This window comes from Corynebacterium sp. HMSC070E08, from assembly GCF_001808895.1.
GTDB classification, from domain to species: Bacteria; Actinomycetota; Actinomycetes; order Mycobacteriales; family Mycobacteriaceae; genus Corynebacterium; species Corynebacterium hiratae.
Map to the genome: position 1 here is coordinate 1 of NZ_KV794751.1, position 25738 is coordinate 25738.

Genomic DNA, 25738 nt, shown 5'->3' on the forward strand with positions numbered 1-25738 from the left:
CCCCGAACCAGCCGGGTGAGGAGACCACTCCGAATAACCCGGGTGAGGAAACGACTCCGAATAAGCCGGGTGACGAGCCGTCTGAGTCCACGACCGAGACTCCGGATGACGGCGACGGTAAGGATAAGGACGACAACGATGGCAGCTCGAAGAAGTCCGATCTGCCGTGGTGGCTGCTGCTCATCCCGGGTCTGGGCCTCATCAAGCTCATCATTGATGGTGGCAATAGCGGTGACGGTGGACATGATGGTGGCCACGATGGCGACCACAACGCTGAGGTCATCGAGGACAACGGCCGTGGCGGTGACCATGGTGAGTCCACCGGTGACAACGCTGGTGAACCGTCCGAGGAGACCGGTGACAACACCGGCCGCGATGACCGCGAGGTCACTGTCCTGGACGCAACTCCGCCGGAGGACTCCGGTCAGCCGCTGCCGTCCAATGCAGAGCGCGTGGAGATCAAGCACGTACCTTCCGGTGCGACGAAGCTTGACCCGGGCATGAAGGATTTCATCAAGTAGTCCAGACCGCAACACCATCCCAGCCCTCACGGGTTGGGGTTGGTAGGGGCAGAGAACAATGAGGACAATCCCCTCCAGGGCATAAACGCTGGAGGGGATTCGTCGTCTGATTTTTAGTCTATTGTTTAGAACGAATAACTAGAGCCAATATTTTTATAAGCTAAATCTCAGAAGTTAGAACGTAGAAGTTAGGAGCGAGGAATAGAAAATGACTGATGATGGCGAAAAGAACGGTATCCCGGAGTATCCCGGTGAGTCCTCTGCACCTGAACACCCCGCCAGCGAAGCGCAGCCGGTAGGCGATGAGAAGAAGAGCAACAAGAAGCTGCTCATCGGTATTGCAGCGCTCATCGCGATTATCTTGGTTGTTGTACAGCTAGTGCTCTATGCGGGCCGCAGTGAGGACGATTCCGCGGAGACGAATGCGGCTGAGGAACAGACGTCAACCTCGCAGAGCGTTGAAGCTGAAGCGCCGACAACGAACAATGACCCCTTCGTGGATGACTCGGGTGAACAGGAACACGAGGTAGAACCGGCGCCGGGTGAGTTTCGGGGCTTTGGCGCGATGTCCTTAGGCATTAACGATGAGTTCGCGGCCGTGGACCCGATTCAGGTCACTGATACCGGCATGCTGATTCCCCCGCACGATGTACAGCGCTTGGGCTGGTACTCCGCGTCGGCAGTGCCGGGCGAGGCTGGTCCGGTGGGCTCCAGTGTTATTACCGGCCACATCAACTACCAAGGTCAGGGCACGGGCTTCGCAGAGAAGTTCACCACCATGGAGTTGGGCCAGGAATTTACCGTCTTCATCGATGGTGAGGAGCGCCGATTCCGCGTGACCGAGGCGCCGTACCGCCTGCAGAAGGGCGCGGGTTTCCCGGACGTGGTCAATGACACGCAGGGAGACAACCGCTTGGTCCTCATTACCTGTGGCGGCAAGTTTGTGGGTGGTCAGCTCGGCTACGAAGACAACATCATCACCGTGGCGGAGCCGGTGGCACCGGTGGAGGGTGCTGAGGCGCCGGTAGATGGTGGCGTCGAGGAGGGTGCTGAGGCACCGGCGGCTTAAGCCGTCGCAGCGGCCTAAGCAGGTGTACTGCTTACGCCGCAGACTGTTTAGGCGGAGGCCTCCTGCAGGCGGGCAATATGCAGCGTCAGGTAGGAGATCTCATCGGGGGTTAGGGCGCTGTCGAGGCGCAGCTCAATAAGGTTGGCCACCATCTGGGCGGTCTCGACGGCATCGGGGTAGCGCGCGGAGATGGCAGTGGCTACTTGGCGGTCGTCAGAGTCGAGCTGCTGGTGCTCCGCCATGCGCACAAACAGGTAGCGCAGGTGCGTGATGAAGCGGGCGACGGAGATGTCCTCGCTGTTGAGTTCCGTGCCGTTGTGGGAGCCGATGACGGCCAGGATCTGCTGAATCAGCCCCGTCATGCGGTAGGTGCCGGAAAGGTCTCCGACCGCGAAGCCGGCGTTGACCAGATGCAGGGTAATGGCCACGGCTTCGTCGGCAGCCAGTGGTGTGTGTAGGCCACTGTTGATGGCGGTGAGGAGCCGCTGCGCGAGGCTAAAGTCCTCGGCGTAGAGGTGGCGGACCTCAGCCTCGAGGGGATAAGACACCGTGTTGCCGCGGCTGACCGCGCCGTGGATGTGGTCCGCAATTGCCACGACCAGCGTGAGCTTGCTGCGTAGTGCCTCAGACATGTCCACGGAGTGCATGGCGTCGATGATCAGTTGCACGTACTCGCCGGGGATGCCGGCGATCATGGCGGCTAGGTGATCCGGGTCGCGGCCGGAGTCAGGAACGAAGACCTTCACCACCTTGGTCGGGTCAACCTCAGTGCCCGGCTTTGCCTGGAAGCCGATGCCGCGGCCGGTGACAATGACGTCCTCCGCGCCGCGTCGTGCGAGCACGACGTTGTTATTGAACACTCGCAACAGTTGCACAAGGCACCTTTCTGGTTGAGGGTAAAACGACTAAAGCCGGCCACGATGGTGGATACATCGAGCCAGCTTAGTCAGGGTGCGTTAAACGGGGGCCAAAGGTTCCCTCGTGGGTGCTTTAGCGGGTCGTGGTGATGACCGTGTCGCCGGCGGAGGCGTGGTTGAGGCCAGCCGGGGTGACGGCGGCCAGTGCCTTGGTGTTGGTTACGGCCAGGACGATGGTGGTGTCGTAGCCAGCTTCCTTGACCTTGTCGAAGTCAACGGTGGCCAGCAGCTCACCCTGCTTGACGGTGTCGCCCTTCTTGACGGCCGGAGCGAAACCTTCGCCCTTCATCTTCACGGTGTTGATGCCGATGTGGACGAGGACCTCCACGCCATCCTCAGTCTTGATGCCGTAGGCGTGGCCGGACTTCATAGCACTGACAATCGTGCCGCTGACCGGGGAGTAGACGTCGTTGTCCTCAGGGACGATACCGACGCCATCGCCAAGCGTTCCGGCGGAGAAGACTGGGTCATCGATTTCTGCCATCGGGACGACCTTGCCGGCGGCCGGCGAGGCGATGTCGGTGGTGGTGCCAGCGGCGGGCTCAGCAGCCTGGGCCGGTGCGTCTGCCTTGGTGGCGGTTGCGGTGGCAGCGCCAGCGCCAGCACCGGCGCCGGCAGTAGCGGTGCCTGCGGTGGTTGCGGGGGCGTCGGCAAGCGCGGCGTTGTTGGCGTTGTCGAGCTCGGCCTTCTCGGCGGCCTCGCGGGCGGCCTTGGCCTCAGCGCGCTCCTCCGGGGTGCGGTAGTCGGTGAAAAGGATGAGCAGGAAGGCCACGAAGAAAGCCACTGCGATGGAAATGGCGTACTTGGCCATCGGGGTGAAGACCGGGATGGTCAGCAGTGAGGTGAAGACGAAGGCATTCGTCGTGATGCCGTTGGAGCCCAGGGTCAGCAGGGCCACGGTCAGGCCACCGGCGAAGCAGCCCACCAGCATGCGCGGGTAGATGCGCTTGTAGCGCAGGTGGATACCGTAAAGGGAAGGCTCGGAAATACCGCCCAGCAGGCCAGCCAGAAGTGCAGAGCCGGAGGTCTGGCGCATTACGGTGTCGCGGTCACGGATGGACAGGGCCAGCACACCGGCGGTAGCGCCGAAGCAGGCAAAGTTCCATGCGCCCATCGGGCCCTGGATGAAGTCGTAGCCCAAGGTCTGGATGTTGACCAGCATGAGGGCGTTGAGCGGCCAGTGCAGACCCAGCGGGACCAGGAACGGGTAGAGCATCGGGATGGCCAGAGCGAAGACGAACGGTGCGTTGTCATTGAGCCAGGACAGGCCAGCGCCAATGCCGTTACCGGCCCATACACCGAAGGGTCCAATGATGAAGGCCGTTAGCGGGATGAGGAAAATCAGGGTCAGGAAGGGAACGAAGACCATGTGGACTGCGGACGGGATGAGCTTCTGGAAACCCTTGTAGAAGAGCGCTGCGACGGCGGCCATGATGAGCGGGACGAAGACATTTCCGCCGTAGTCCTGCAGCTGCATTGGCAGGCCGAAGATATCGATGGAGCACTGCTCAGCAGACAGCGTCTCGTTGGTCACGCATTGGACGGCTGGGTTGTCGGCGAGGCCGGTGAACTCTGGGGTGAACATCGCGAACATGACCGCAGCGGGGACCCAGGGGTCGATGCGCAGCTTCTTGCCGGCGTTATAGGCCACCATGACGGGCAGGAAGAAGAAGACGGAACGCCACATGGCGTCGACGAAAAGCCAGGATGCTGGCTTATCCTCAGCGCGGAAGTCGACGATGCCTAGCGCATCCAGCACTGCGGCGAAGGCAATAACCAGGGAGGCGCCCAGCAGCACGCCCAGGATGGGGCGGAAGGAATCCGAGAGGTACTCGAAGAAGGTATCCATCCACGGCAGTTTGCCCTTAGCCTTGGAACGGGCAGCAGCCTTGACATCGTCATTGGAGCGGCCGGTAGACGCGCCGGCGTTCTTCATCTGGGGGAGAGCGTTGATCTCGTCATAGACCGTGGCCACGTCGCCGCCGATGACGACCTGGTAGTTGCGCCCGCCTTGGGGCACAGCGCCCATGACCTTGGGGATAGATTCGAGTGCTTCCTTATCGGCTTTGGAGGCATCAGCCAGCTCGAAGCGCAAGCGCGTGGCACAGTGCGTGAAAGAGGTGATGTTCTCCGCTCCGCCGATGCCATCCAAGATGGCTTCGGCTGCCGAGCGAGTCTCTGTCGACATGAGAATCCTTTCGAGAGTAGGCAGGCACTGTGGCTAAAAACCACAAAAGACCTAGGCCACAATGGTCCATAGCGAACCATCCCCACACGGCTAAGAGCGGGGAGCCTAGGTCTTGCCCGAAGTAACAATCCTGGTTAGGACCCTACTCCGAAGTGGTCACGAGGGGCAAGTTTCTGTGGGATACCGCACTCTATGGCGGTGTGAGGCGCTGGTGGCCTGCAACGTTGGGGATATGAAGCCTCGCTTTGGCGGCGCGAAGGGGTGCGTTCCCGTACTGTGAAAGTGTCGTAGTGTCACTGTGTGCCCAGTTTGTGAGCCCGGGTACACGCTTTCTAAGCAGAGAAAGGTTTCTCATGACCGCCAAGTCCTCACGGAATTCCGCCTTTATTAGCGTCATCGGGCGCGGCTTCGACGGATTGGACGTTGCTGCTGTGGCTCAGGAACTGGGGGCCACCTTCGCCCAGGTAGATGACCTGGGAACCACGCTCAGCGAGGTCCTGGAAAATGCCCCCGCGGGCAATCTGGTCCTCCAGGGCACCGGCGTCATGGACTTTGACGCCAAGGCCGCGGCCGCACTGGGTCTGCCCTTCGTGCTGATTTCTAACGCGCCTGCCCGCGCCGCGGAGTTGGCGCTGGGCCACGCGCGCTCTGTGGGTGCTACGGTGGTCGGCGCGTTGACCGACGTCTCCTCGGTTCCCGGTGCGATTTCTTCCCTGGAGGAGATCGAGCCCTATATGTCCGCCGAGCTCTTCCAGAAGCAGCTGCTGGACCAGGCCCGCGAGGTTGGGGCCCACATCGTGCTGCCGGAGGGTGAGGATGACCGCATCCTTCAGGCTGCGGGTGAGCTCATCAAGGGCAAGGTGGCGAAGCTGACGATTCTGGGTGACGGGAACGTCGAGAAGCGCGCCCAGGAGCTCGGGATCGACCTGTCCGGTGTGGAGATCATCAACCACCTGGAATCCCCACTGGTGGAGGAGTTCGCCGCGGACTTCGCGGAGCTGCGCAAGAAGAAGGGGGTGACGCTGGAGCAGGCGCGCGAGACCATGCAGGACGTGTCCTACTTCGCCACGATGATGGTGCACAAGGGCTTGGCTGATGGCATGGTCTCCGGCGCGGCGCACACCACGGCGCACACCATTAAGCCTTCCTTCCAGATTATTAAGACCAAGCCGGAAGCCTCCGTGGTTTCCTCCATCTTCCTCATGGTGATGCCGGGCCGCCTGTGGGCCTTCGGCGACTGCGCGGTGAACCCGAACCCCACCCCGGAGCAGCTCGGCGAGATCGCTATTGTCTCCGCGCAGACCGCCGCGCAGTTTGGGCTGGACCCGCGCGTGGCGCTGCTGTCCTACTCCACGGGCACCTCGGGCGCGGGCCCGGACGTCGAGAAGGTGGCGCAGGCCGTGGAAACGGCCCGCGGTATCGACTCTTCTGTGGCCGTGGACGGTCCGCTGCAGTTCGACGCTGCGTGCGACCCCGGCGTGGCCGCCAAGAAGGCGCCTGACTCTGACGTTGCGGGTAAGGCCACGGTCTTCGTCTTCCCGGATCTGGAGGCCGGCAACATTGGTTATAAGACGGCGCAGCGCACCGGTGGTGCATTGGCGGTGGGCCCGATTCTGCAGGGCCTGAACAAGCCGGTCAATGATCTTTCGCGTGGCGCGACCGTTCCGGACATCATCAACACGGTGGCTATTACCGCAATTCAGGCAGGGGTGAAGTAGATGGCGTACGTACTCGTTCTCAACTCGGGGTCCTCCTCGGTTAAATTCCAGTTGGTGGACCCGGAAAGCTCGGCCACGGATACGCCGTTGGTCTCCGGTTTGGTGGAGCAGGTCGGCGAGCCGCAGGGCGCGGTGACCGTCAAGACGGGCGGTGAGGAGTTCAAGGAAGAGCTGGAGATTCCCACCCACTCCTTCGGCTTGGACCGCGCGTTTAGCATCATGCACGAGCACGGTGTGGGCCCGACGGATGTCGAGGTCATCGCCGTGGGCCACCGCGTGGTGCACGGCGGGCGCCTATTTAGCGAGCCGCAGCTCATCGTGGACCAGATCGAGTCCATGATCGAGGACCTCATCCCGCTCGCGCCGCTGCACAACCCGGCGAACCTGGATGGCATCCGCGTGGCGCGCAAGCTGCTGCCGGAGATCCCGCACGTGGCGGTCTTCGATACGGCCTTCTTCAACCACATGCCGCCGGCGGCCGCGCTCTATGCCATCAATAACGATGTGGCCTCGCAGTACGATATCCGCCGCTACGGCTTTCACGGAACCTCCCACGAGTTCGTCTCGCAGCAGGTGCCGAAGCTCTTGGACCGCGACCCGGGCCACGTCCACCAGATCACGCTGCACCTGGGCAACGGTGCTTCGGCGGCGGCGATTCGCAACGGCCGCCCGATTGATACCTCGATGGGCCTGACCCCGTTGGCAGGTTTGGCCATGGGCACGCGCTCGGGCGATATTGACCCGGGTATCATCTTCCACCTCTCGCGTGAGGCAGGGATGTCCATCGATGAGATTGATGACTTGCTGAACAAGCGCTCCGGCGTGAAGGGCATTGCGGGTGTCAACGATTTCCGCGTGCTGCGCGAGCGCATTAACAACGAGGACCAGGACGCCTGGCTGGCCTACAACATCTACATTCACCAGCTGCGCCGCTTCATTGGTGCCTACATGATTGCGCTGGGCCGCGTGGATGCGATCACGTTTACCGCCGGCGTGGGTGAGAACGATACTGAGGTCCGCCAGGATTCGCTGTACAACCTGGACATGTACGGCATTGACTTCGATAAGGAAGCCAACCTCGTGCGCTCGAAGGAGCCGCGCATGATTTCGACCGCGGATTCCCAGGTCAAGGTCTTCGTGGTGCCGACCAACGAGGAGCTGGCCATCGCGCAGAAGTCCGCGGAGGTGGCCGCCATGGCTCGGGAGGCGGGGCTGTACTAAGCCGGGCGTCGGCTATGCCGCCGGCCGGTAGCGCTGGCGGCTAGAACATCGTGACTGGGCGGACCTTGTTGGCCAAGTCCACCAGCGCGTAGCGGTGGCGGGCGAACGGCGCCTGGCGCGCCAGTGCCCGCAGGGTATCCGCCAGGCCGTAGCGCAGGCCGCGCTGGGTAAAGGGGAACTCGAAAAGATCGTTGGGGGAGGCCGCAGCATCGAGGTCTGATTCGCGCAGGAAGGTCAGCCCGGCGGAGATGACCGCGATCTTGATCTGCAAGAAGCGCGGCTCGTTCTGCGGAATCTCCTCCAAACGGCGGGCGGCACGCCGGATGCGGGACTCGGAGAGATCGTGGACGATGAGCTGCAGAACCGTGGTCAAGCGGGCCATGCGGTGGTGGCGCGAGGCGTTGGGGACTTTATCCAAGGTGGCCACGGCGAGCTCAACTTGGTGCTCGGCGCGCAGCTGGCGGGCCAAGCCGAAGGCGGAGGAGACCGTCGTCGGGTTCGTCGCCCACACGATGCCGTAGAGGCGCAGCGAGTTGAAGCGCAGGTGGGCCGGATCATCGGTGACGTGGTCCCAGATGCCGGGCTGATCCTCAAAAGCATCGTTGGGCAGATCCGCGAGCGAGGTGGTGAGGTTGGCGCAGGCGCGGGCAACGGCCGCGTCGATCAGCGCGGCCTCCGAAAAACCCAGCTGCTGCAAGATGAGTTCATTGACCGCGCCGATGGCCAGCTTCGGGGCAGCCTCACCAGGCAGCACGTCGAGGACGTGGGCGAAGTGGGCTTGGGCCTCGCGGTACTTATCCAAAAGCAGCTCGGTCACGCCGGAGTACCAGTGGAAACGCCAGTCCCTCCCCAGGCGGTCCTCGATGGAGTTCAGCCACTCGCGGGCCTGGCCGATGTAGCCCAAGTCAATCATGGAGCGCACCACGCCGAGCGGAATCTCCGCGGACTCCTCATACTCCGGGGCCTCCATGGCCTGGCGAAGTGTTTCCAGCGCTTCCTGCGGCTCCGTGTAGGAGGAACCCTGCAGCAGCGGGGCGCCGATGTCGGAGCGGACGATGAGCGGGATGGGCAGCGCGGAGACTACTTCGGGGGCGGTGATGCGCACGGTGCGGTCGATGCCGTCGATGAGCTGGTCGGTGCGGAAGACCAGGTGCTTTGTGCCGAAGGTCGTACGCTGCGGGGAGAAGACGGAGTGCTGGGCCGGGTGCTGGATGCCATCGCGCAGCGCGATGACCTCGCGCAGGACGCCGAAGAGCTGGTCGCGCAGCTCGGAGACGGAGGCGAAGCGCTGCTGTGGGTCCGGATCCGTGGCGCGCAAGAGCAGGCGGTAGAAGGAGAGGTAGCGGCGCAGCAGCGGCTCCTCCGTGGGGGAGGGCAGGCCGGGCTTGTAGACGCCATCCTCCACCGGCAGCTTCAGCGTCAGGCAGGCCAGGGTGCGGCCGATGGTGTAAATATCGCTGGCGACCGAGGGGCCCTGCGTGGCGATCTCGGGGGCCTGGAAACCCTGCGTGCCGTAGATGTGGCCGAAGGCGCCGATGCCGGAGACCGCGCCCAGATCGATGAGCTTGACCTGGTCCTCGGTGACGATGATGTTGGAGGGCTTTAAGTCGTTGTAGACCACGCCGCGGGCATGGAGGTAATCCAAGGCGGGCAGGATTTCGAGGATATAGGCAATCGCCGTGTCGACGGGGAAGCGGTCCGTGGCTTGGTCGTTGCGGCGCTGCTTCAGTGAGGGGCCGCCGACGTACTCCATGACGATGAAGCCACCGGGCACGCGAGGGTCATCGATGAAGTTGAAAATCTTCACGATATTCGGGTGCGTGATGTCCGCGAGGAACTCGCGCTCCGCCTCCGCAGTCGCCGTCTCCTCGGCGGAGTTGGTGGATTGCATACCTTTGAGCACCACGATGCGCCCGGAGACGAAGTGATCGTTGGCCAGGTAAATCCAGCCCAGCCCGCCATGCGCGAGCACGCCCAAGATCTCGTACTGGCCGGCCACCATGTCACCCGGCTTGAGCTGCGGTGGGGCGGCGCGAGGCGCATCCTTGGGATCGATGAGCGCGTCGCGCGGGTTGCCCGGGACAACGAAGGGCAAGGTGGCCATGCCATCGGCCACTTCGCGGTCGGTGCGCTTGGTGCTGCGGCGCTGGCGGAAGGTATCGAGTGCGCGGCGCCGCGAGGCCTGCGATGGGTCCTCGGACTTGCGGCGATCACGCAGCTGTCCCAGCTCCTCGATGAGCGCGGCGATATTGTCCGAGTCGACGTATTCGCCATCGTCGGGTTGGCCCGTCGCCGTGCCGCTCGTGCCCATGCGGTTCGCGGGGGAGAGGCGGTTGCCGGTGGTGGCATCGTAGTCCTCGTCATCGTCATCCGCGAAGGGATCAAAAGGCACGGCGGCGGTGCGGTCAGAGGCTTCGGCGTCGGCGGCGCCGGCAGCTGCTGTTCCCGCGCTGTGCGAATCTGTAGGGGAGACGCTGAGGTGGTGGTCCTCCGAATAGTCGTCATCCTCATCCGCGAAGGGATCAAAGCGCACGGCTTGGGTGGCGTCGATGGTGGCGTCGTTAGAGGCGTCGTTGGAGGCGGGGCGGTCAGCGGTAGTGGCGGCGTCGTTAGTGTCCTCGTGCTCTTCAGGCGTGAGGTGATCGAGCTCATCCTCGGTGAAGCGGTGCGACATTATTGTCCCTCCTTCTTCTCGCCGGGCTGGTCCTTGGCTGCGGAGCTCGGCTGTGATTCCTCGGCAGGCGGAGTCTCGTTGAGGTACTTCGGTTCCGGGAGCACGGGCTGCTCCATGTAATTCCCCAGCCAGGTATTAAAGAGCTCCTGCCAGGTGCCGTCGCGGCGGATGCGCTCCAGCGTGGAGTTGATCTGGCGGATGAGCGGGCGCGAGTCATAGGAGGCATCGGGTTTGCGCACGGCCACGCCGTAGCTCTGGCTTTCCAAGGGTTCGCCGACGATCTCGGTGTATTTATCCTGCGCCAGCATGCCGGATAGCAGGGCGTCATCCACGACGATGCCATCCGTCTGGCCCAGCTGCAGCGCCATGAGGCAATCGCCCCAGGCGCGGGTCTCCAAAATATCGGAAGACGGCGAGTGTTTGCGTATCGCGTCCACCATGGTGGATCCTTTCGCCGCGCACAACGTTAGCCCGGCGGCCTCCGCGATGGAATGGATGCCCGAATTCTTCAGCACCAGCAACCGCGCATCCGTCTGCATATACGGAATGGAGAAGGCCACTTCGCGTTGGCGCTCGGGGCTAATCGTCATGGTGCGGATGACCATGTCCACCGTGCGGTCATTCAGTGCACGAGCGCGGTCGGAGGCCTCCACGAAGCGGAAGTCCACCTTGTCGGGATCCCCGAAGATATCGCGGGCGATTTCGCGGGCGATATCGACCTCGAATCCGCGGACCTCGCCGCTGGCGGTATCGCGGTAGCTGAGCAGGTTATTAGAGCGGTCCACGCCCACGATGAGCCGGCCGCGCGCCAGGATGTTGGGCACGCGCTCCTCCGGCTTCTTATCGTCCGGGCGGTAGGAGCCGTAAACGTCCGCGGTGCTTTGCTTGGACACCTCTCCCGTGCCGGCGGGTTCGATGATGGCGTCCTCCGGCAGCGGCGGCCCCGGGGTGGAGTTGAGATCCGCGCTGGAGGGCAGGATCGGATCCGGCGTGCTGGGTGGCTCTGGCTCGCAGGCGCTGAGTGCCACGGCGGCGCTGAGCAGCAGCACGGCCGCAGTGGCGTGCTGGCGGTGGTCGGTTCGGCGGCGCATCACAGGTACTCCTGCAGGCGGGGGCGGATACCCAGCCACACGGCGATAATCGCGCCGAACGTGGCTAGGAGGACGCCGGTAGACACCATGGTCATGGCATTGAGCCCCTGAACCAGGTAGGTGCGCATGGCGTCGCGGGCTTGGTCGATGAGCGCGGCCAGGGAGTTGTCCACGGCATTGAAGGCGCTGGCGGCGGTCGGGTCGCCGTCCGGATCGATGGCGGTGGCTTGGTAGAGCGCGGCATCGTAGTGGCCCATGGAGAGATCCTCCATGAAAGCATCGTGCGTAGTTTCCCAATCCTCCAAGGCCTCCTTGGCGCGAGGAATCAAGGAAGGATCGGAGGAGGGGAAGTCGTCGTCGTCAAGCGCCTGCTCATAGTCCCGCAGGGCCTGGTCCACGGAGTACACCGTGGAGTTAAAGTGCACGGACATGTCCTGTTGGGAGGAGCGCAGGACCAGCGCCAGGGTCTCGGAGGTGCGCATCTGCTGGGCCTCAATGCGCGAGGCGGTCAGCGAATCCCAGGGGCGCGAGACCGTCTCGAAGCCTTGGTGGCCGGAGGCCCACGTGGCGAAGTTGGAGCCAGCGGCCCACACCAGTGCCAGGAACAACAGCCCCGTGGCCACCACGAAACCGCGGTTGAAGCGGCGGCGAGTCAGCCGCCACAGCCACCACTGCGCCAAGCCGAGGAAAATGATCGCCGCGACCAGGCCCGAAAGCGGCACCCACTGCGGGCGGGTTAGGCGCTGCTGTTGCTGGGTCACCTTCGCCGAGGTCAGGGTGAACAGCTCCGCGGCGGCGGGAAGAATCTGGGTGCGCATGAGCGCCGAGGCGTTGGACATATAAGAGTTCGCCACGGCGTTGCCCGCACGGTGATTGACGCGGGCTTTTTCCACCAGGGCGGTGTAGACCGGCAGCTTGCGCTGGATAAAAGTGACGAGCTCGCGCACGCGTTCATCCTCGGCTGAGGTACCGACGATGGCCTGTGTGGCGGCGACGGAGGCGGCGTCGATGGCCTCGTTATAGCGGTCGCGGTTATCCTCCGGCTCCACGCCCGCCTGGACAAAGCCGGAGGTGGCGACAGTATCGGCCAAAGACAGGTTGGTGTAGAGGTGGTGCGCCGCGTTGGACATCGGTTCGGTGGAGGCTAGCAGCGTGTCCAGATCATCGTGGCGCGCGGCCGAGGAGGAGGACATGGAAAAGCCGGCCGCCGCGAGCGCTGCGGTGAGGATGACGGTAACCGTAAACAGCTTGCCCGGAGTGGTGATGGCGAAGCTATAGAGGCGCCGGATGACGCGCGCGGGGCCGGCGAAGGAGCTCATCGCCAGCTGCGCGGGGCGGCTAAAAACCGGCGCGGAGGGCTCGGTGACGTCATCGAGCCAATGATCGCCCCATGATTCGGGGGAGTGCTCGCGCAGTTCGGTGGCCGGGCCGGTCATTCCCTTAGGATAGCGCTCTCGTGCGCCTCGCGCGATGATTTCGGGGGCGTTGGCGCGGGGAGTTTGTCGCGTATCGTGTAAGGCATGTGTGCACGCGTTAACCCAGAACTTTCCGGTGATGGCTGGTCGAAGGGCCCGGGCGGGGTGCCGGTGTGGGGCAAGTTTGGAGCTGCTGGCCTCTTCCTCGTGGCGGGGGATGAGGTACTGCTCCAGCATCGCGCGACGTGGACGAATAACGGTGGGACCTGGGGAATCCCGGGCGGTGCGCGGGATAAACCGGAGTCGCCGGAGCAGGCCGCGCTGCGGGAGACGGAGGAGGAAACCGGAATCTCGCCGGCAGACGTTGAGGTGCTGGATGCCATCGTCACTGCCGGGCCCTTCGAGGAAGGCTGGACCTATACCACGGTGTTGGCGCGGACGGTCTCGGGGCAGCGCTTGGCCACGACCGCTAACGAAGAATCCGCCGAGCTGCGCTGGGTCCCGTTTAACCAGGTAGAAGAGCTAGAACTCTTAGCGCCCTTCCGGGAAGCGCTGCCGCGGTTGTTGAAGTACTGGGAAGACATCACCAGGTGATACAGGCGCGCGGCAGGAACCTGTGGCACGCTGTAGGACATGATTGAAGTAGCCGGACTGACCAAACAGTACAAGTCTGTCCGCGCCGTCGATGACCTCACCTTCCAGGTGGAGCCGGGCCAAGTGACCGGCTTTCTGGGGCCCAACGGCGCTGGAAAATCAACGACGATGCGCATGATCCTGGGCTTGGACAAGCCCACCGCTGGCACCGCTCTGGTGCACGGCAAGCGCTACCGCGAGCTGAAGAACCCGCTGCGTGAGGTGGGCGCGCTTCTCGACGCCAAAGCGGTCCACGCCAACCGCACCGCTGCCAACCACCTGTTGTGGATGGCGCAGGCCAACGGTATCCCTACCTCCCGCGTCGATGAGGTGCTGGGCCTGGTGGGGCTGGCTGATGTTGCTGGCAAGAAGGCCGGCGGCTTCTCCCTCGGTATGGGCCAGCGCCTCGGCCTGGCTGCCGCACTGCTGGGGGATCCGGGCGTGCTGATCCTGGACGAGCCGGTCAACGGCTTGGATCCGGAAGGTATTCGCTGGGTGCGCTCGCTCGTGCGGGCGCTGGCGGCAGAAGGCCGCACGGTGCTCATCTCCTCCCACCTGCTGGCGGAGATGGCGCAGACGGCGGACCACTTGGTGGTCATTGGCCGCGGCAGGCTCTTGGCCAATCAGCGCACCTATGACTTTGTGAAGGAAAACTCCAGCGCTTCGGTTGTGGTGCGTTCGGAGCACCTGCGCGAGTTCGGCTCGGCGCTCAAGGAGGCTGGAGTGACCTTCCGCGAGTCGGTCGATGAAGAGCAGCGCCCGACGCTGGTGATCCCTCACCAGACCACAGACTACGTGGGCAAGCTGGCCTATTCCACGGGAGTGCCGCTGACGGAATTGACCCTCCACCGCGCCTCACTGGAGGAGGCTTATGTGGCCATGACGGATCGCGCGGTGCAGTACCAAGCGGAGGCACCGCAGAAAGGGGCCCAGTTCTAATGTTTTTCAACACTGTTCACGCGGAGTGGACGAAGCTGCGCACGACGAAGTCCTTCTGGTGGACCACCGCGCTCATCTTCCTCATCGTGACCGGCTGGACGCTGCTGAACTCGCTCAACGCGGGGGAGGCGGTGCTCGGCATTAGCCCGCTGCAGCCGATGAGCCTGGCCTCCGTCCTCCTGCTCATGGGCGTGCCGATCATGATGATCCAGGGCGCGATGATGGTGACCACGGAGTACCGCTACAAGACGCAATCCCTCACCTTCTTGGCCAACCCGAATCGCTGGAGCGTGGCCTGCGCCAAACTGGTGGTGTACGGCGTGATTGCGGCTGTCATCGCCTTCTTGGGATTGGTGTACATCTTCGTGTTGGCGGATCTCACGGCAAACGAATCCGCGGCGGAGGCCTTCCAGCCTTTCTCCAGCGACGACGGCAAGCACATGCTGTGGGCCTTCCCCATCGCGGCCTTTGGCGCGGTGCTCTTCGTGCAGGGGCTGGGTCTGCTGCTACGGCAGACCGCCGGCACGGTGGCGATTTCCCTCATCTTGTACATGGGCCTGGAAAACTTGGTGCGTTTGCTCCCGGTAGTGGGAGATAAGATCATCCACTTCATGCCGTTTACTGCTTTCCAGAACTGGGCGTTGGACTACGTGGATGAGAACGCCCCGTGGAGCTCGATTGGCTTTGAGGCCCTCGTCTTCTTCGGCTGGGCTGGTGTGCTGTGGATCCTGGGCGTTATCGTGCTGGAGCAGCGCGACGCGTGATCCCTTTTCCGCTTCTGGCGACGTTGGCGCTGTTGTCCGCAACAGCGCCCTTCGCTACTGATATGTACCTGCCGGTGATGCCGGAGATCGTCGCCGATCTGGGCACCACCCGGGCCATGGTGCAGCTGACCATTTCGGGCTTCTTCGTCGGCATGGGCATGGGCCAACTCGTCATGGGCCCGCTGTCTGATGCCATCGGGCGCAAGCGCCTCCTTGTCGCCGGCGCCTTTCTCGCTCTGCTGGCTTCCGTGTTAGCGGCGATGGCCCCGACGGCCTCGGTGCTCGTCGTGGCCCGCGTGCTGCAGGGCCTCGGCGGCGGTGCGTGCGTGGTGCTCTCCCGCGCGGTGGTCCCGGACCTCGTGCATGGTGCCGCGGCGGCGAAAGCCTATTCACTGCTCATGGCGCTCCAAGGTATCGCTCCTGCGGTAGCCCCGGTACTGGGCGGCATCCTGGCGGAGCCGCTGGGCTGGCGCGGCATTTTTTGGGTGCTTGCCGGGCTGCATGCGGTGCAGTTGGTCCTGGCCATCGCTATCGTCCCGGAAACTGCGGGCGGCCGCTCTCGCGATGGGTTGCTGCGCACGGTGGCGGGCAATTACTGGGCGGTGCTGACTAACGCCCGGGTCTGGGGCTACCTGGTGACCATGGCCTTCGGCTTCTGCTCGATGTTTTGTTACATCTCCGCCTCGGCCTTCGTGGTGCAAGAACAGTGGGGCTTTTCACCGCTGGGCTATTCGCTGATCTTCGGCATCAACTCCGTGGGCCTCTTTGCGGCCACGCTGGTGAATTCGCGGGCGATGGATTCGGTCTCCCCGGCGGTCATGTTGCGCATCGGCGTGACCGGTGTCTTTGTCTGCGGGGTGCTCCTCCTGCTGGCGGTACTGCTCGGCGCCCCGGTGTGGGTCTGCCTCATTGTGCTTTTTGCTTGCGTGGCACCGACCGGCTTCATTATGGGCAACGCCACCGCCTTGGCCACGGGTTTGATGCGCCCGCGGGCGGGCAGCGTGTCCGCGATCATGGGCTTTGGGCAGTCCATGCTAGCCAGTGCCATCAGCCCGCTCATGGGCTGGGGCTCGAACGCCGCGCTGACCATGGCCATCGGCATGGTGTGCTGCAGCTTCATCTCGCTGTGCGGCCTCGTGGTGTCCACGCGTCTGGCTCGTGGAGCTGCGTGAAGTTCAACAGATGTGCACAACGCAGAGAGCGTTCATGCGTATTATTGGCCGCATGGCTACCCCACGTCTCGCTGAGCTTCGCCTGAGCAAGTTCAAGTCCTTCCAAGATGCTGTATTGACTCTGCATCCAGTCACTTTTCTGACTGGCCTAAACAGTTCTGGAAAGTCGAATGCTTTGGATGGGCTGGAGGTTTTGTCCCGCTTGGCATCGGGGGCAGAACTAGGAGACGCACTTGATGGGCGCATGACCCAAACCGGCCCGATCCGAGGTGGCTCTCGTGGTTGCGCCCCGCATGGCACCGAGAGCTTTGAACTGGGCTGTACCGTTGAATCTGGGACAGATACGTACCGCTATGACGTCGAGGTTCAGGTATATCCGGAGTTGCGTGTTGTCAAAGAAAGCCTCGTGGGTACCGGATATTCCGTAAAGAGCGGCACCCGCACTAGCGATGCAGAGTTGTTTAAGACCCAGCCGGCAGCAGACAACCGAGCTGGGATCTACACGTTAATTTTTAGCGGAAAGCGTGGGGCAAACCCCACCACACTCTTGCGTGACTCTCGCCTTATCTTGGGACAGATTAAAGCGGTGCTTGCGGGAAAGAACCGTGCAGAGAATTCAGTGTTGAAAGGGGCGTCGATTGTGTCCATGGCGCTTCGATCAGTGTTTCACCTCGATCCAGTCCCCAGCCTTATGCGGGATTACGTTCCAAGGAAGAGCACGCAGCTGAAGCGTAGCGGTGAGAACCTCTCGGCGGTGCTGTGGCAGTTGCACAAGGATTCCCCCAAGACTTTCCAAGAGCTAGGGCAGCTGGCCGCTCACGTGACTGGAGTGGATTCCACACTGGACTTTATTGACTCCCCGTTGGACGAAGTCATGCTGACCCTCGTGGAACACTTCGAAGATGGAAAGCAAGAAAGAACGCCTGCTCGTGAAATGAGCGATGGTCTCCTCCGATTCCTCGCAATTGCAACGGCGCTTAAAACTGCGCCCAAGGACTTGGATATCGAACAGCCACTTGAACTTGGTGATGACGTAGAGAACCCAGTAGCTCAAATTGTCGTCGAAGAAATGGAAAACGGGCTCCACCCTTCGCAGGCGCAAAGAGTTATGCAGATGCTTAGCGAATCCGCACGCAAACATGACTCGCAGGTTCTTGTCACGACCCACAGTCCTGCCATCTTGGACCAGATTTCTGGGGAGAAAAACGGTCAGGTAGCAGTGTGCTACCGGGATAGCAGAACCGGGCAAAGCGAGCTCTCGCCTTTGGTGGAGTTACCGGATTTCGTGGAATCCATTTCCAAGCACAGCTTGGGTGCTGCGGTCACCGCTGGTGAATTAGTCGATGACACCGAAACGCAGACTAGTTTCGAGAACATGAATCGGCTTTTTGGGATCGGCTGATGCGCGTTTACTTCATCGATACCTCTGTGTTGGATAACCTGCTTGCGATCCCTCACAAATGCCAAGCTAAAGAACAAGCCAAAATCGATTTTGCGGAACGCCAAAGTGAGAACGCGAAGTTCATCCTGCCGATTACCGCGGTGATTGAAACCGGAAATCACATTGCGCAGCTTCCGCAGGGCGACGTGAGGCGCAATATTGCGGAAAAATTTTCCCAGATGCTAGAGCTGACCGCCCATCAACAAGCCCCATGGATCCTGCATGACTTTCAGTGGAACAAGGAGTTCATCACCGAGCTCGTCTCAAGGCACCGTGCGGGTCTATCAATGGTGGATATGATGACTCAGCAGGTTGGTGGCGGCGACCTTTGTATTCTGACTGAGCGCGAGCTGTATAAGCGCGCCACCGGAATTACCGCAGAAGTGTGGACATACGATGCGGCGCTGGGTGCATATTCTGGATAGGTCATGCCCAATCAAGGGCGAGGCAAATCGAGCTCGCGGGCGTGCTCCTACTGCAGCGCTGAAGTCAGGCGCATGACGTTGTCCACGTAGCGGCGCAGCACGCCGCGCTCGTTCCACTCTTCGAGGGTGAGCTCGTGGCAGACCTTCTTGTAATTGGTGGCCAGCTGGGTGAAATCCTCGATGAGGTCGCCCTTGGCCACCAGCATGGTCGATTCATAGTTGAGGCCGAAGGAGCGCATATCCATGTTGGAAGACCCGAACATGCACAGCGGTTCGCGCTCCGGCAGGCCCGGGTCCGCCAGGATGAACTTGGAGTGCAGCACGAAGGGCTCGGGGAATTGGAAGATCCGTACGCCGGCCTCCAGGAGCGCCTGGTAGTAGGAGGACTGCGCGTGGTGGACCATGAACTGGTCCGCCTTCGCGGACACTAGGAGCTCCACTTCGACGTCACGGTAGCAGGCGGTGGTCACCGCCTCCAAGAGGGACTCATCCGGGATGAAGTAGGGCGAGCAGAGGATGAGCTTTTCCTTTGCGTGGTGCACCACCGAGTTGAACATGCGCAGGTTGGGTTCCGTGGTGTAGCCGGGGCCGGAGGGGACCAGCTGGAGGTGGTTGGAGTCCGCCGTCATGGCGTCGTCATAGGGCTGCATGTCCAAGGACAGCTGCTCCTCTGATTCCAGATACCAATCCACCGCGAACACCGCGGCGAGCGAAGTGACCACCGGTCCGGTCATTTCGACCATGTAGTCGATCCATGCGCGGTCCTTGGTCTTGTATTCACGCTTGATCATGTTCATCGAGCCCAAGAAGCCCGTGTGGCCGTCAATGACCACGATCTTGCGGTGGTTGCGCAAATCCGGGCGGCGGAAACGTCCCTTATGCAGCTGCAGCGGAAGCATGAGCCGCCAGTCGACGTCAATCTCGGTGAGGCGCTTGCCCAGCGTGAAGTAGCCCTTGTATTTCAGGCTGCCGATCTGGTCCAGCAGCAGTTTAACCTCCACGCCGCGTTCGCGGGCGCGCGCCAAGGACTGGAAGAAAACATCGGTCACCTCATCCCAAGACTGGATGTAGATCTCAATGAGCACGTATTTCTCAGCCCGGTCCACGGCCCGCGCCATGGCCAAGATGGCCTCCTCATAGGAGGCGTGGAGGCCCTTGTTGTGCCCGATGAGGGCCGGGTGCCCGGTGAGGTTGCGGTTGAGCTGGATGAGGGATTCCACCTCCGGGGAAAGCCGGCCGGAGGGATGGTTGGGGGTGGAGGCGGTGACGTCGTTGAGAAGCGCGTTGGCCTCTTGTTGGATGCGGTGACGGCGGCGGTTGATGTAGGGCGAGCCCATGAGCAAGAACAGCGGCAGCCCCACGATCGGCAGCACCAGAATGGCCAGCAGCCAGGCGGTAGAGCTGGAGGGGCGGCGGCCCTCGGGGACCACGCCGATGGCGATGATCTTGATGCCGTAGTCAATAACCAGCAGCACGAGCTGCCAGACGGAGAGATCGACGTTCACGTTCATGGCAGGCTAGCGCACCGACGCGAAATCGGGGACATCGAAATCTGCGATCAGCGGCACGTGGTCGGAAGTCTTGTCACCGGCGCGCTCCACCATGTCCACCTGGGCGCCCTGGACGAGGCGCGCTAGTGGCTCGCTGGCTAGCTGGAAGTCGATGCGCATGCCCTCGTTCTTCTGGAAGCGCAGGGACTTGTAATCAAAGTAAGTCCAGCGCTCCTCTTCGGTGAAACGGCGCGTAACCTCCTGCAGCCCGGCCTCCTGAAGCATCTGGAAAGCCGCGCGCTCGGGCTCGGTAACGTGCGTCTTGCCGCGGAAAAGAGAGATGTCCCAGACGTCCTCATCCCGTGGAGCAATGTTGAAATCGCCCGTGAGCAGTAGTTTCGATTGCGCGCGGGTTTCCACATAGCGCGCCAAGGAGTAGAGAAAGTCCAGCTTGTAATCGAAGTGCCGGTCCGTAATCTCGCGCCCGTTGGGAACATAGAGGGACCAGATCTCAATCCCGCGGATGCGGGCTGAGACCGCCCGGGCCTCGCGCTTTTGCTCCTTGGCGGGGTCCTTGTGGAAACCCGGCTGAGCGGGGAAGAAGGTCTGGACCTCCTCCGGTTCTTCCTTGGAGAGGATGGCCACGCCATTCCACTGGTTCAGGCCGTGGCAGGTGACGTGGTAGCCGGCCTCCTCGAAAGGCTCGCGGGGGAACTTCGCATCCGCCACCTTGGTTTCTTGCAGGCAGAGCACGTCGATGTCGTGTTTGGCCAGCAAGTCCACCGCGCGCTGGGCGCGGGTGCGGACGGAGTTGATGTTCCAGGTAGCGATGCGCATGTGGTTTAGGGTACTTGAGGCAGGCGACGGGCGTAACGGTGGCGGTGCTGCTCGAGGAAGCCGAGCTTCTCATAGAGCCGAATCCCGGCCGTGTTACCTGCCACGACCTGCAGATAGGCCTTCTCAGCACCCTGGGCTTTGCCCCAGGCCAGCATGTGCGCGCCCAGCGCGGTTCCCAGTCCCTTGCGGCGCCAACCTTCGGCGACCTCCACGGCGGAATAGCCCAGCCACACGGTGCCGTCACCGGATTCGGTCAGCGTGCCCCGCGTAATCGCGATGGTCTCACCCGTCGGGGCGAGCAGGCGCCCAAAGCCCATCGTCCCGTCGATGCGGCTGCGCAGGTACTCCAGGGCCAACGGCGGCAGGGCCTGACCGCGGAAGTGGTAGAGGTCGAGCCACTCGGAATCGGGCTGCTTGTCGATACGGAAGCTGACGTCCCCCGGGGCAGGGAGATCTGCCAAATCGCGCACCATCACGAGGATCTCCGGTTCGAGCTGCCAGGCTTCGGGTTCGGCCGCCAGCAGCTTCTCCGCGGAGGCACCGATGCGCTCCGGAATGGCCAGGCACACGGGCAGATCGTGGCGGGCATAAAACGCTTCGATCTCCTCCATCGGCACCGGGAGGAAACCCGCGGAAGGTCCCAGCGGGATCGCCGAATTGGAGCGGCCGGTCACGCCGTCGCCAGCGCGCATGAGCCACTGGCCATCCGAGGTCCACGTGTGCTCCTTGCCGGGAAAGGCCGCCGCGGTGGCCACCTCGACGGCCCGGATATCGGAGTTGCGGACCGTGCGCGGCGAGAGGCGCTTAATAATCTTGAGCTGCTCCGGCGGAATCTCCACCGCGTCGAGCGAAGACGGGTAGCCGCCGACCTCTTGTGGCCGGATGAGCAGCGGATCCAGGCTGAGCACATGGCCGATGACATCGCTGTACACGCCGTCGAAATCGCGCCGGGCCACGACGCGCTCGCCCACGGAGACGTCATCGGAGCGGAAGATGCGGGACATTAGTCGTCGTGCCCGAAGGGGTCCTCGTCCTCGCCCGGCAGCCAGGTAAGCCCGGCTTCGGTCCACCCGTTGCGCTTGATGACCTTCTTGGCCTGGCGCTTGTAGCGGCCGGTGAGCACGTCGGTGTAGACAAAGCCGTCGAGGTGGCCGGTTTCGTGCTGCAGCATGCGCGCGAAGAAGCCGTAGCCCTCGATGGAGATGTCCTCGCCCTTCTCGTTCTTGCCGGTCACGCGGGCCCAGTCGGCGCGGCCGGTGGGGAAACCCTCGCCGGGGACGGAGAGGCAGCCTTCGTCCTCGGAGCCGTCGTCAGCCGGCATGGTCTCCGGGATCTCGGAGGTTTCCAGCACCGGGTTGATGACGCAGCCGCGGCGCATGCCGCCGTCGGGAAGCTCGGTGCCATTGGGGCCGTCGGTGTCGGGGCAGTGGTAGACAAAGAGGCGCTTGTTCACGCCGATCTGGTTAGCGGCCAGGCCAACTCCGTGCGCGGCGTCCATGGTTTCGTGCATGTCCGCGATGAGCTCCTGTAGCTCAGGAGAGTCGATGGCTTCGGTGACCGGCTCGGTGGGATTGTGGAGGACCGGGTCGCCGTGGATAACGATGGGACGAATAGTCATGGCATACAGTCTAAGCATGCACTCCCTGTCAGACCTAGACGCCGCGATTTTGGAGTTCGAGTCCCACGCCCCGCGCGATATCGGCGCCAAGGAGGAGGCCATCCGCACGCAGCTGGACATCACTCCGGTGCGCTATCACCAGCGCCTCAACGTGCTCCTGGATGACCCCGCGGCGCACGCCTCCTACCCGCTGTTGGTCACCCGCCTGCGCCGGCTTCGCGACGTCCGCGACGACGTCCGGCGCGCCGCACGCGATAATGCCCCAGACTGAGCGAATCAGATACTAAAGTTGCCAATGTGACTAATGTGAATCCGGAAAACTCTGCCTCGTCCGCTGACCACGCGCGCCACGCCGCCGATTCTGACGCGGCTGCCGCCCCGGCCGCCGCTGCCGCTCCTGCGAGCAAGCTCCCCCTGCGCGGGCTCGCCATGGTGCTCATCGCCGTTGCCGTCATGCTCGGCATGTGGGCGCTTTATGCCATGACCTCTGATGATTCGGAGGACACCGCGCAGAACGCGCCGGCAGGCAACGATGCTGTCGTATCCGGCCCCGCGACTGGCGGCGCCGAGGGTGACGGTGCTGCCGCCGGTGGCGCGGAAGGAGAGGCGGACAAGAACCGCGAGGAGTCGGATGCTGCCGGTGCTGACGCCGAGGCTGGCGCAGACGGCGATGCTGAAGCCGAGCGTGACGCTGCCCGCGACGACAACGCTGAGGAAGGCGCTGCCGCAGGTAGCCCCGACCGAGCCCAGGCGGAGATCCCCGTCAACGTCTACAACAACTCCGGTCGCGCCAACTTCGCTGCCGATGAGGCCGAGCGCCTGAAGTCCCAGCACTTCCACATCGCCGAGGTGGGCAATATCAGCGGCGACGTCCTCGTGGCTCCGAAGACCACCGTCTACTTCCCGGAGGGGGATGCGGCCGCCGAGAGCCTCGCCAAGGAAGTTGCCGCCCAGTACTACGGTGCCAACGTACCGGCGGAAGCGATTGCCCCGTACCCGGCCGAGCTGACCGGGGACTACACCAAGGGCGATGCCGTCGTGGTTGTCCTCGCGGTTCCCCAAGCCTAGGGAATAAAATCTTATTAAATTCATCCGCCCGACGGATAGGATGAATGGGTGAATATTCCGGAAGAGAACTTCGCCCGCTCGCCCGAGCCCACGCTGGGTGTTGAGTGGGAAGTTGCCCTCGTTGATCCAGCGACCTGGGATCTCGTGCCACGCGGCGCTGAACTCATCGACCGCGTGCGCGCTGCTCATCCCGACATCCACCTGGAAAAGGAATTCCTCCAAAACACGGTGGAGCTGGTAACCGGGGTGTGCCGGACGGTGCCGGAGGCGATGGGGGACCTGCGGGCGTCGCTCAGCGCCGTGCGTGAGGCGGCCGACTCCTTGGGTGTGCGCCTGTGGGCCTCGGGCGGGCACCCCTTCACGGACTTTCGGAAGAACCCCGTCTCCAACAAGGAGAGCTACTCCGAAATTATCAACCGCACCCAGTATTGGGGGCAGCAGATGCTGTTGTGGGGCACGCACGTGCACGTCGGCATCAGCCACGAGGACCGCGTGTGGCCCATCATTAATGCGCTGATGACCAAGTACCCCCACCTGCTGGCAATTTCCGCCTGCTCGCCGGGGTGGGAGGGGCTCGATACCGGCTATGCCTCCAACCGCACGATGCTCTACCAGCAGCTGCCCACCGCGGGCATGCCCTACCAGTTTGAGAACTGGGAGCAGTGGAAGTCCTATATGCGGGACCAGGCTATTTCGGGAGTCATCAACCACACTGGCTCGATGCACTTCGACGTCCGCCCGGCCTCCAAGTGGGGCACGGTGGAGGTGCGGATTTCCGACGCCGCCTCCAACCTCCGCGAGCTCTCCGCCATCGTGGCGCTGACACACTGCCTCGTGGTGCACTATGACCGCATGATCGACGCCGGCGAAACGCTGCCCACGCTGCAGCCGTGGCACGTGGCGGAGAACAAGTGGCGCGGCGCGCGCTATGGCATGGACGCGCTGGTCATCACCTCGCGCGAGACCGATGAACGCTGGATCAAGGATGAGCTGGCGGATCTCTTGGTGGAGCTGGCTCCGCTCTCGGAAGAGCTGGGCTGCGCCCGGGAGCTGCAGCTGGTGCAGGAGATCATCGATGGCGGGGCGGGCTATGAGCGCCAGCGCCGTTTGTACCAGGAGACCGGCAGCTGGCAGAAGGTGGTTGAGGCCACTGCGGATGAGATGGAGCGGCTCTTGCCGCTTTAGAGTAAGTGCCGAACGATCAATTAAGGCCAGAAAATTGGTGGTTTTCAGGGCCTTAATTGATCGAACCGACCCTTAGCTCTTTTCCGCTGCGCGCTTGCGCGGCGCGATGAAGCCCCACACGGCGTAGACCACGATGAAAGCTAGGCAGGACAGTGTCCACAGCGAGGTTGCCCACGGCTGGAAGGATTCGATCGCATCGAGGTTGGCTGAGGACATGGTGAACCACACGGGCACTGACATGAAGGGCAGCGAGAGCACGAACAAGGCCGCCACGGAGGCAAGCCCCGCGAGCTGCTCACCGCCCTTGCCGGACACACGCGAGCTCACCGCCTGGTTAACCGAGACGAAGACCATGACGATGAAGGGGATGGTCCACACGAAGTGGTGGTACCACGAGAAGGGGGAGACCAAGCAGGTGCTCAGGCCCGTCAGAGCGAAGGCCGCCGAGCGGTTGCCGCGCAGGTAGGCGGTGCGCAGCGCCAGGCAGGTCAGCGCGAAGACCACGATGACCGCCAGGATCCACCAGATGCCGCCGTCGATGCCGAGCTCGCGGAACATGAGCGAGCGCAGCGACTTCGCCCCGGGGTTTGCATGCTCGCCCACACGCGATGAGTTGAACATGGCATCGGTCCAGAACACCATCGCATCAGGAACGAAGAGGAATCCGAGCACCACCGTGACGAGGAAGGTGATCACCGCGCCCGCGGCAGCCCACCAGCGCTTCTCAAAGAGCAGAGCTAGGCCCATGTACGCCGGGGTCAGCTTGATTCCGGCCGCCAGGCCAATGCCCACGCCCGGCAGGCGGCGCTTGATAGGCAGGAAGTCAAAGGCCACGAGCAACATGAGGAAGACGTTGACCTGCCCGTAGTACAGCGACCCGTGCATGGTCTCATTCGCCGGGGTCAGCGCGGTAAGCAGCACCGCGATGAGGACGGCCGCCGGGGTCATCTTCACGCCCCGCTCGCGGAAGATCATGACGATGATGGCCAGCACAGCCAAGAACATGAGCGAAGGCCAGATAATGGTCAGCGCGTCCTTGCTGAAGAACGGCAAGACCTTGAACAACAGGCCCGCAAAGGGTGGGTAAGTGAAAGGGAATTCAAAGATATAGGGGGCGTCGTACAGCAGGCCACCGGCGTTGAGATCCTCGCCAGCCATGCGATAGATGGCGAGGTCAAAGGGGAGGATGAAGGTGAAGGCCTTGTGGCCATCGAACTGGATGATCTTGTACACCATCACCGCGATGCCCAGTGCGAGGACAGCACACATCGTTGGTACGCCTTGCAGCTTCTTCACGTCGACTCTCCTCGTCTGACCACCTATTAGTGCCTTTTGCAGCCTATATTATTGTC

At 63.0% G+C, this 25738-nt stretch carries 22 protein-coding genes and 1 pseudogene; 13 read left to right on the plus strand and 10 right to left on the minus strand.

Translation table 11 applies throughout. The annotated features are described in order from the left end of the window. Positions 1–521, plus strand: a pseudogene (locus HMPREF2526_RS13365) (hypothetical protein); the annotation flags it as partial. A 208-nt stretch (positions 522–729) separates the two neighbouring features. Continuing rightward, positions 730–1590: a class F sortase gene (locus HMPREF2526_RS05180; RefSeq protein WP_070546221.1), complete on the plus strand. Its 861-nt coding sequence runs from the start codon at positions 730–732 to the stop codon at positions 1588–1590. A gap of 47 nt (positions 1591–1637) precedes the next feature. On the opposite strand, the gene HMPREF2526_RS05185 is transcribed toward HMPREF2526_RS05180, so the two are convergent. Further along, positions 1638–2465: a PRD domain-containing protein gene (locus HMPREF2526_RS05185; RefSeq protein ID WP_070511192.1), complete on the minus strand. Its 828-nt coding sequence runs from the start codon at positions 2463–2465 to the stop codon at positions 1638–1640. A gap of 115 nt (positions 2466–2580) precedes the next feature. Then, the gene (locus HMPREF2526_RS05190) at positions 2581–4695 is read right to left on the minus strand and encodes a glucose PTS transporter subunit IIA (protein WP_070546223.1); all 2115 of its coding nucleotides are present in this window, start codon (positions 4693–4695) and stop codon (positions 2581–2583) included. A gap of 353 nt (positions 4696–5048) precedes the next feature. On the opposite strand from HMPREF2526_RS05190, the gene pta reads away from it, so the two are divergent. Then, positions 5049–6413, plus strand: coding sequence for a phosphate acetyltransferase (gene pta, locus HMPREF2526_RS05195; RefSeq protein WP_070546225.1), 1365 nt, complete (start codon positions 5049–5051; stop codon positions 6411–6413). Further along, positions 6414–7634: an acetate kinase gene (locus HMPREF2526_RS05200; RefSeq protein ID WP_070546227.1), complete on the plus strand. Its 1221-nt coding sequence runs from the start codon at positions 6414–6416 to the stop codon at positions 7632–7634. A 40-nt stretch (positions 7635–7674) separates the two neighbouring features. On the opposite strand, the gene HMPREF2526_RS05205 is transcribed toward HMPREF2526_RS05200, so the two are convergent. From HMPREF2526_RS05205 to HMPREF2526_RS05215, 3 genes are read right to left on the minus strand one after another with little or no spacing between them, the layout of a single operon-like run. Further along, on the minus strand, positions 7675–10308 hold the full coding sequence (locus HMPREF2526_RS05205) for a serine/threonine protein kinase (protein WP_070546229.1): 2634 nt from the start codon (positions 10306–10308) through the stop codon (positions 7675–7677). Continuing rightward, positions 10308–11399, minus strand: a complete 1092-nt coding sequence (locus HMPREF2526_RS05210) for a glutamate ABC transporter substrate-binding protein (RefSeq protein ID WP_070546231.1) — start codon at positions 11397–11399, stop codon at positions 10308–10310. The genes HMPREF2526_RS05205 and HMPREF2526_RS05210 overlap by 1 nt, the downstream gene beginning before the upstream one ends. After that, positions 11399–12835 carry a hypothetical protein gene (locus tag HMPREF2526_RS05215; protein WP_070546233.1) on the minus strand — a complete coding sequence of 479 codons (1437 nt, stop codon included), beginning with the start codon at positions 12833–12835 and terminating at the stop codon, positions 11399–11401. Before HMPREF2526_RS05215 ends, HMPREF2526_RS05210 begins: the two co-directional genes overlap by 1 nt. An 84-nt stretch (positions 12836–12919) precedes the next feature. Between HMPREF2526_RS05215 and HMPREF2526_RS05220 the strand changes: the two genes are divergently transcribed. The 6 genes from HMPREF2526_RS05220 to HMPREF2526_RS05245 are packed head-to-tail and all read left to right on the plus strand — an operon-like array spanning position 12920 to position 18188. Continuing rightward, positions 12920–13408: an NUDIX domain-containing protein gene (locus HMPREF2526_RS05220; RefSeq protein WP_070511178.1), complete on the plus strand. Its 489-nt coding sequence runs from the start codon at positions 12920–12922 to the stop codon at positions 13406–13408. A gap of 39 nt (positions 13409–13447) precedes the next feature. Next, the gene (locus HMPREF2526_RS05225) at positions 13448–14386 is read left to right on the plus strand and encodes an ABC transporter ATP-binding protein (RefSeq protein ID WP_070511176.1); all 939 of its coding nucleotides are present in this window, start codon (positions 13448–13450) and stop codon (positions 14384–14386) included. Then, positions 14386–15150, plus strand: coding sequence for an ABC transporter permease (locus HMPREF2526_RS05230; protein ID WP_070511174.1), 765 nt, complete (start codon positions 14386–14388; stop codon positions 15148–15150). Before HMPREF2526_RS05225 ends, HMPREF2526_RS05230 begins: the two co-directional genes overlap by 1 nt. Beyond that, the gene (locus tag HMPREF2526_RS05235; protein ID WP_070511172.1) at positions 15147–16322 is read left to right on the plus strand and encodes a multidrug effflux MFS transporter; all 1176 of its coding nucleotides are present in this window, start codon (positions 15147–15149) and stop codon (positions 16320–16322) included. The genes HMPREF2526_RS05230 and HMPREF2526_RS05235 overlap by 4 nt, the downstream gene beginning before the upstream one ends. A gap of 34 nt (positions 16323–16356) precedes the next feature. Further along, positions 16357–17724: an AAA family ATPase gene (locus HMPREF2526_RS05240; RefSeq protein WP_168163150.1), complete on the plus strand. Its 1368-nt coding sequence runs from the start codon at positions 16357–16359 to the stop codon at positions 17722–17724. Next, the gene (locus HMPREF2526_RS05245) at positions 17724–18188 is read left to right on the plus strand and encodes a hypothetical protein (protein ID WP_070511170.1); all 465 of its coding nucleotides are present in this window, start codon (positions 17724–17726) and stop codon (positions 18186–18188) included. The genes HMPREF2526_RS05240 and HMPREF2526_RS05245 overlap by 1 nt, the downstream gene beginning before the upstream one ends. 47 nt (positions 18189–18235) lie before the next feature. Here the strand turns inward: HMPREF2526_RS05245 and HMPREF2526_RS05250 are convergent, their stop codons facing one another. Genes HMPREF2526_RS05250 through HMPREF2526_RS05265 form a run of 4 tightly spaced genes read right to left on the minus strand, consistent with a single transcriptional unit; the run spans position 18236 to position 22133 of the window. Beyond that, positions 18236–19699 (minus strand): phospholipase D-like domain-containing protein, encoded by a 1464-nt coding sequence (locus HMPREF2526_RS05250; RefSeq protein WP_049154686.1) that lies wholly within the window; start codon positions 19697–19699, stop codon positions 18236–18238. Between the two features lie 6 nt (positions 19700–19705). Further along, entirely contained in the window at positions 19706–20515 is an 810-nt protein-coding gene (locus tag HMPREF2526_RS05255; protein ID WP_070511166.1) for an exodeoxyribonuclease III, read from the minus strand. A gap of 5 nt (positions 20516–20520) precedes the next feature. After that, positions 20521–21519, minus strand: coding sequence for an N-acetylglutamate synthase, CG3035 family (locus tag HMPREF2526_RS05260; protein WP_070546236.1), 999 nt, complete (start codon positions 21517–21519; stop codon positions 20521–20523). After that, positions 21519–22133 carry a peptide deformylase gene (locus HMPREF2526_RS05265; protein WP_070516170.1) on the minus strand — a complete coding sequence of 205 codons (615 nt, stop codon included), beginning with the start codon at positions 22131–22133 and terminating at the stop codon, positions 21519–21521. The genes HMPREF2526_RS05260 and HMPREF2526_RS05265 overlap by 1 nt, the downstream gene beginning before the upstream one ends. Positions 22134–22149: 16 nt before the next feature. Here HMPREF2526_RS05265 and HMPREF2526_RS05270 point away from each other — a divergent pair, with 16 nt between their 5' ends. The 3 genes from HMPREF2526_RS05270 to HMPREF2526_RS05280 are packed head-to-tail and all read left to right on the plus strand — an operon-like array spanning position 22150 to position 24386. After that, positions 22150–22404, plus strand: a complete 255-nt coding sequence (locus HMPREF2526_RS05270) for a DUF3263 domain-containing protein (RefSeq protein WP_070511158.1) — start codon at positions 22150–22152, stop codon at positions 22402–22404. A 26-nt stretch (positions 22405–22430) separates the two neighbouring features. Further along, entirely contained in the window at positions 22431–23201 is a 771-nt protein-coding gene (locus HMPREF2526_RS05275) for a LytR C-terminal domain-containing protein (RefSeq protein ID WP_118779488.1), read from the plus strand. Positions 23202–23249: 48 nt separating this feature from the next. Continuing rightward, a complete protein-coding gene (locus HMPREF2526_RS05280) occupies positions 23250–24386 on the plus strand; it encodes a glutamate--cysteine ligase (RefSeq protein ID WP_070546239.1) in 1137 nt (378 codons plus the stop codon). Positions 24387–24458: 72 nt separating this feature from the next. Here the strand turns inward: HMPREF2526_RS05280 and HMPREF2526_RS05285 are convergent, their stop codons facing one another. Then, entirely contained in the window at positions 24459–25682 is a 1224-nt protein-coding gene (locus HMPREF2526_RS05285) for a glycosyltransferase 87 family protein (RefSeq protein WP_070511152.1), read from the minus strand. Positions 25683–25738 lie beyond the last annotated feature (56 nt).

Bases quoted from the DNA above. Each gene is read 5' to 3' on its own strand.
- HMPREF2526_RS05180 (WP_070546221.1), top strand. From the start codon at position 730: ATGACTGATGATGGCGAAAAGAACGGTATCCCGGAGTATCCCGGTGAG.
- HMPREF2526_RS05190 (WP_070546223.1), bottom strand. From the start codon at position 4,695: ATGTCGACAGAGACTCGCTCGGCAGCCGAAGCCATCTTGGATGGCATC.
- pta (WP_070546225.1), top strand. From the start codon at position 5,049: ATGACCGCCAAGTCCTCACGGAATTCCGCCTTTATTAGCGTCATCGGG.
- HMPREF2526_RS05200 (WP_070546227.1), top strand. From the start codon at position 6,414: ATGGCGTACGTACTCGTTCTCAACTCGGGGTCCTCCTCGGTTAAATTC.
- HMPREF2526_RS05205 (WP_070546229.1), bottom strand. From the start codon at position 10,308: ATGTCGCACCGCTTCACCGAGGATGAGCTCGATCACCTCACGCCTGAA.
- HMPREF2526_RS05210 (WP_070546231.1), bottom strand. From the start codon at position 11,399: ATGCGCCGCCGAACCGACCACCGCCAGCACGCCACTGCGGCCGTGCTG.
- HMPREF2526_RS05215 (WP_070546233.1), bottom strand. From the start codon at position 12,835: ATGACCGGCCCGGCCACCGAACTGCGCGAGCACTCCCCCGAATCATGG.
- HMPREF2526_RS05220 (WP_070511178.1), top strand. From the start codon at position 12,920: ATGTGTGCACGCGTTAACCCAGAACTTTCCGGTGATGGCTGGTCGAAG.
- HMPREF2526_RS05225 (WP_070511176.1), top strand. From the start codon at position 13,448: ATGATTGAAGTAGCCGGACTGACCAAACAGTACAAGTCTGTCCGCGCC.
- HMPREF2526_RS05230 (WP_070511174.1), top strand. From the start codon at position 14,386: ATGTTTTTCAACACTGTTCACGCGGAGTGGACGAAGCTGCGCACGACG.
- HMPREF2526_RS05240 (WP_168163150.1), top strand. From the start codon at position 16,357: ATGCGTATTATTGGCCGCATGGCTACCCCACGTCTCGCTGAGCTTCGC.
- HMPREF2526_RS05245 (WP_070511170.1), top strand. From the start codon at position 17,724: ATGCGCGTTTACTTCATCGATACCTCTGTGTTGGATAACCTGCTTGCG.
- HMPREF2526_RS05250 (WP_049154686.1), bottom strand. From the start codon at position 19,699: ATGAACGTGAACGTCGATCTCTCCGTCTGGCAGCTCGTGCTGCTGGTT.
- HMPREF2526_RS05255 (WP_070511166.1), bottom strand. From the start codon at position 20,515: ATGCGCATCGCTACCTGGAACATCAACTCCGTCCGCACCCGCGCCCAG.
- HMPREF2526_RS05260 (WP_070546236.1), bottom strand. From the start codon at position 21,519: ATGTCCCGCATCTTCCGCTCCGATGACGTCTCCGTGGGCGAGCGCGTC.
- HMPREF2526_RS05265 (WP_070516170.1), bottom strand. From the start codon at position 22,133: ATGACTATTCGTCCCATCGTTATCCACGGCGACCCGGTCCTCCACAAT.
- HMPREF2526_RS05270 (WP_070511158.1), top strand. From the start codon at position 22,150: ATGCACTCCCTGTCAGACCTAGACGCCGCGATTTTGGAGTTCGAGTCC.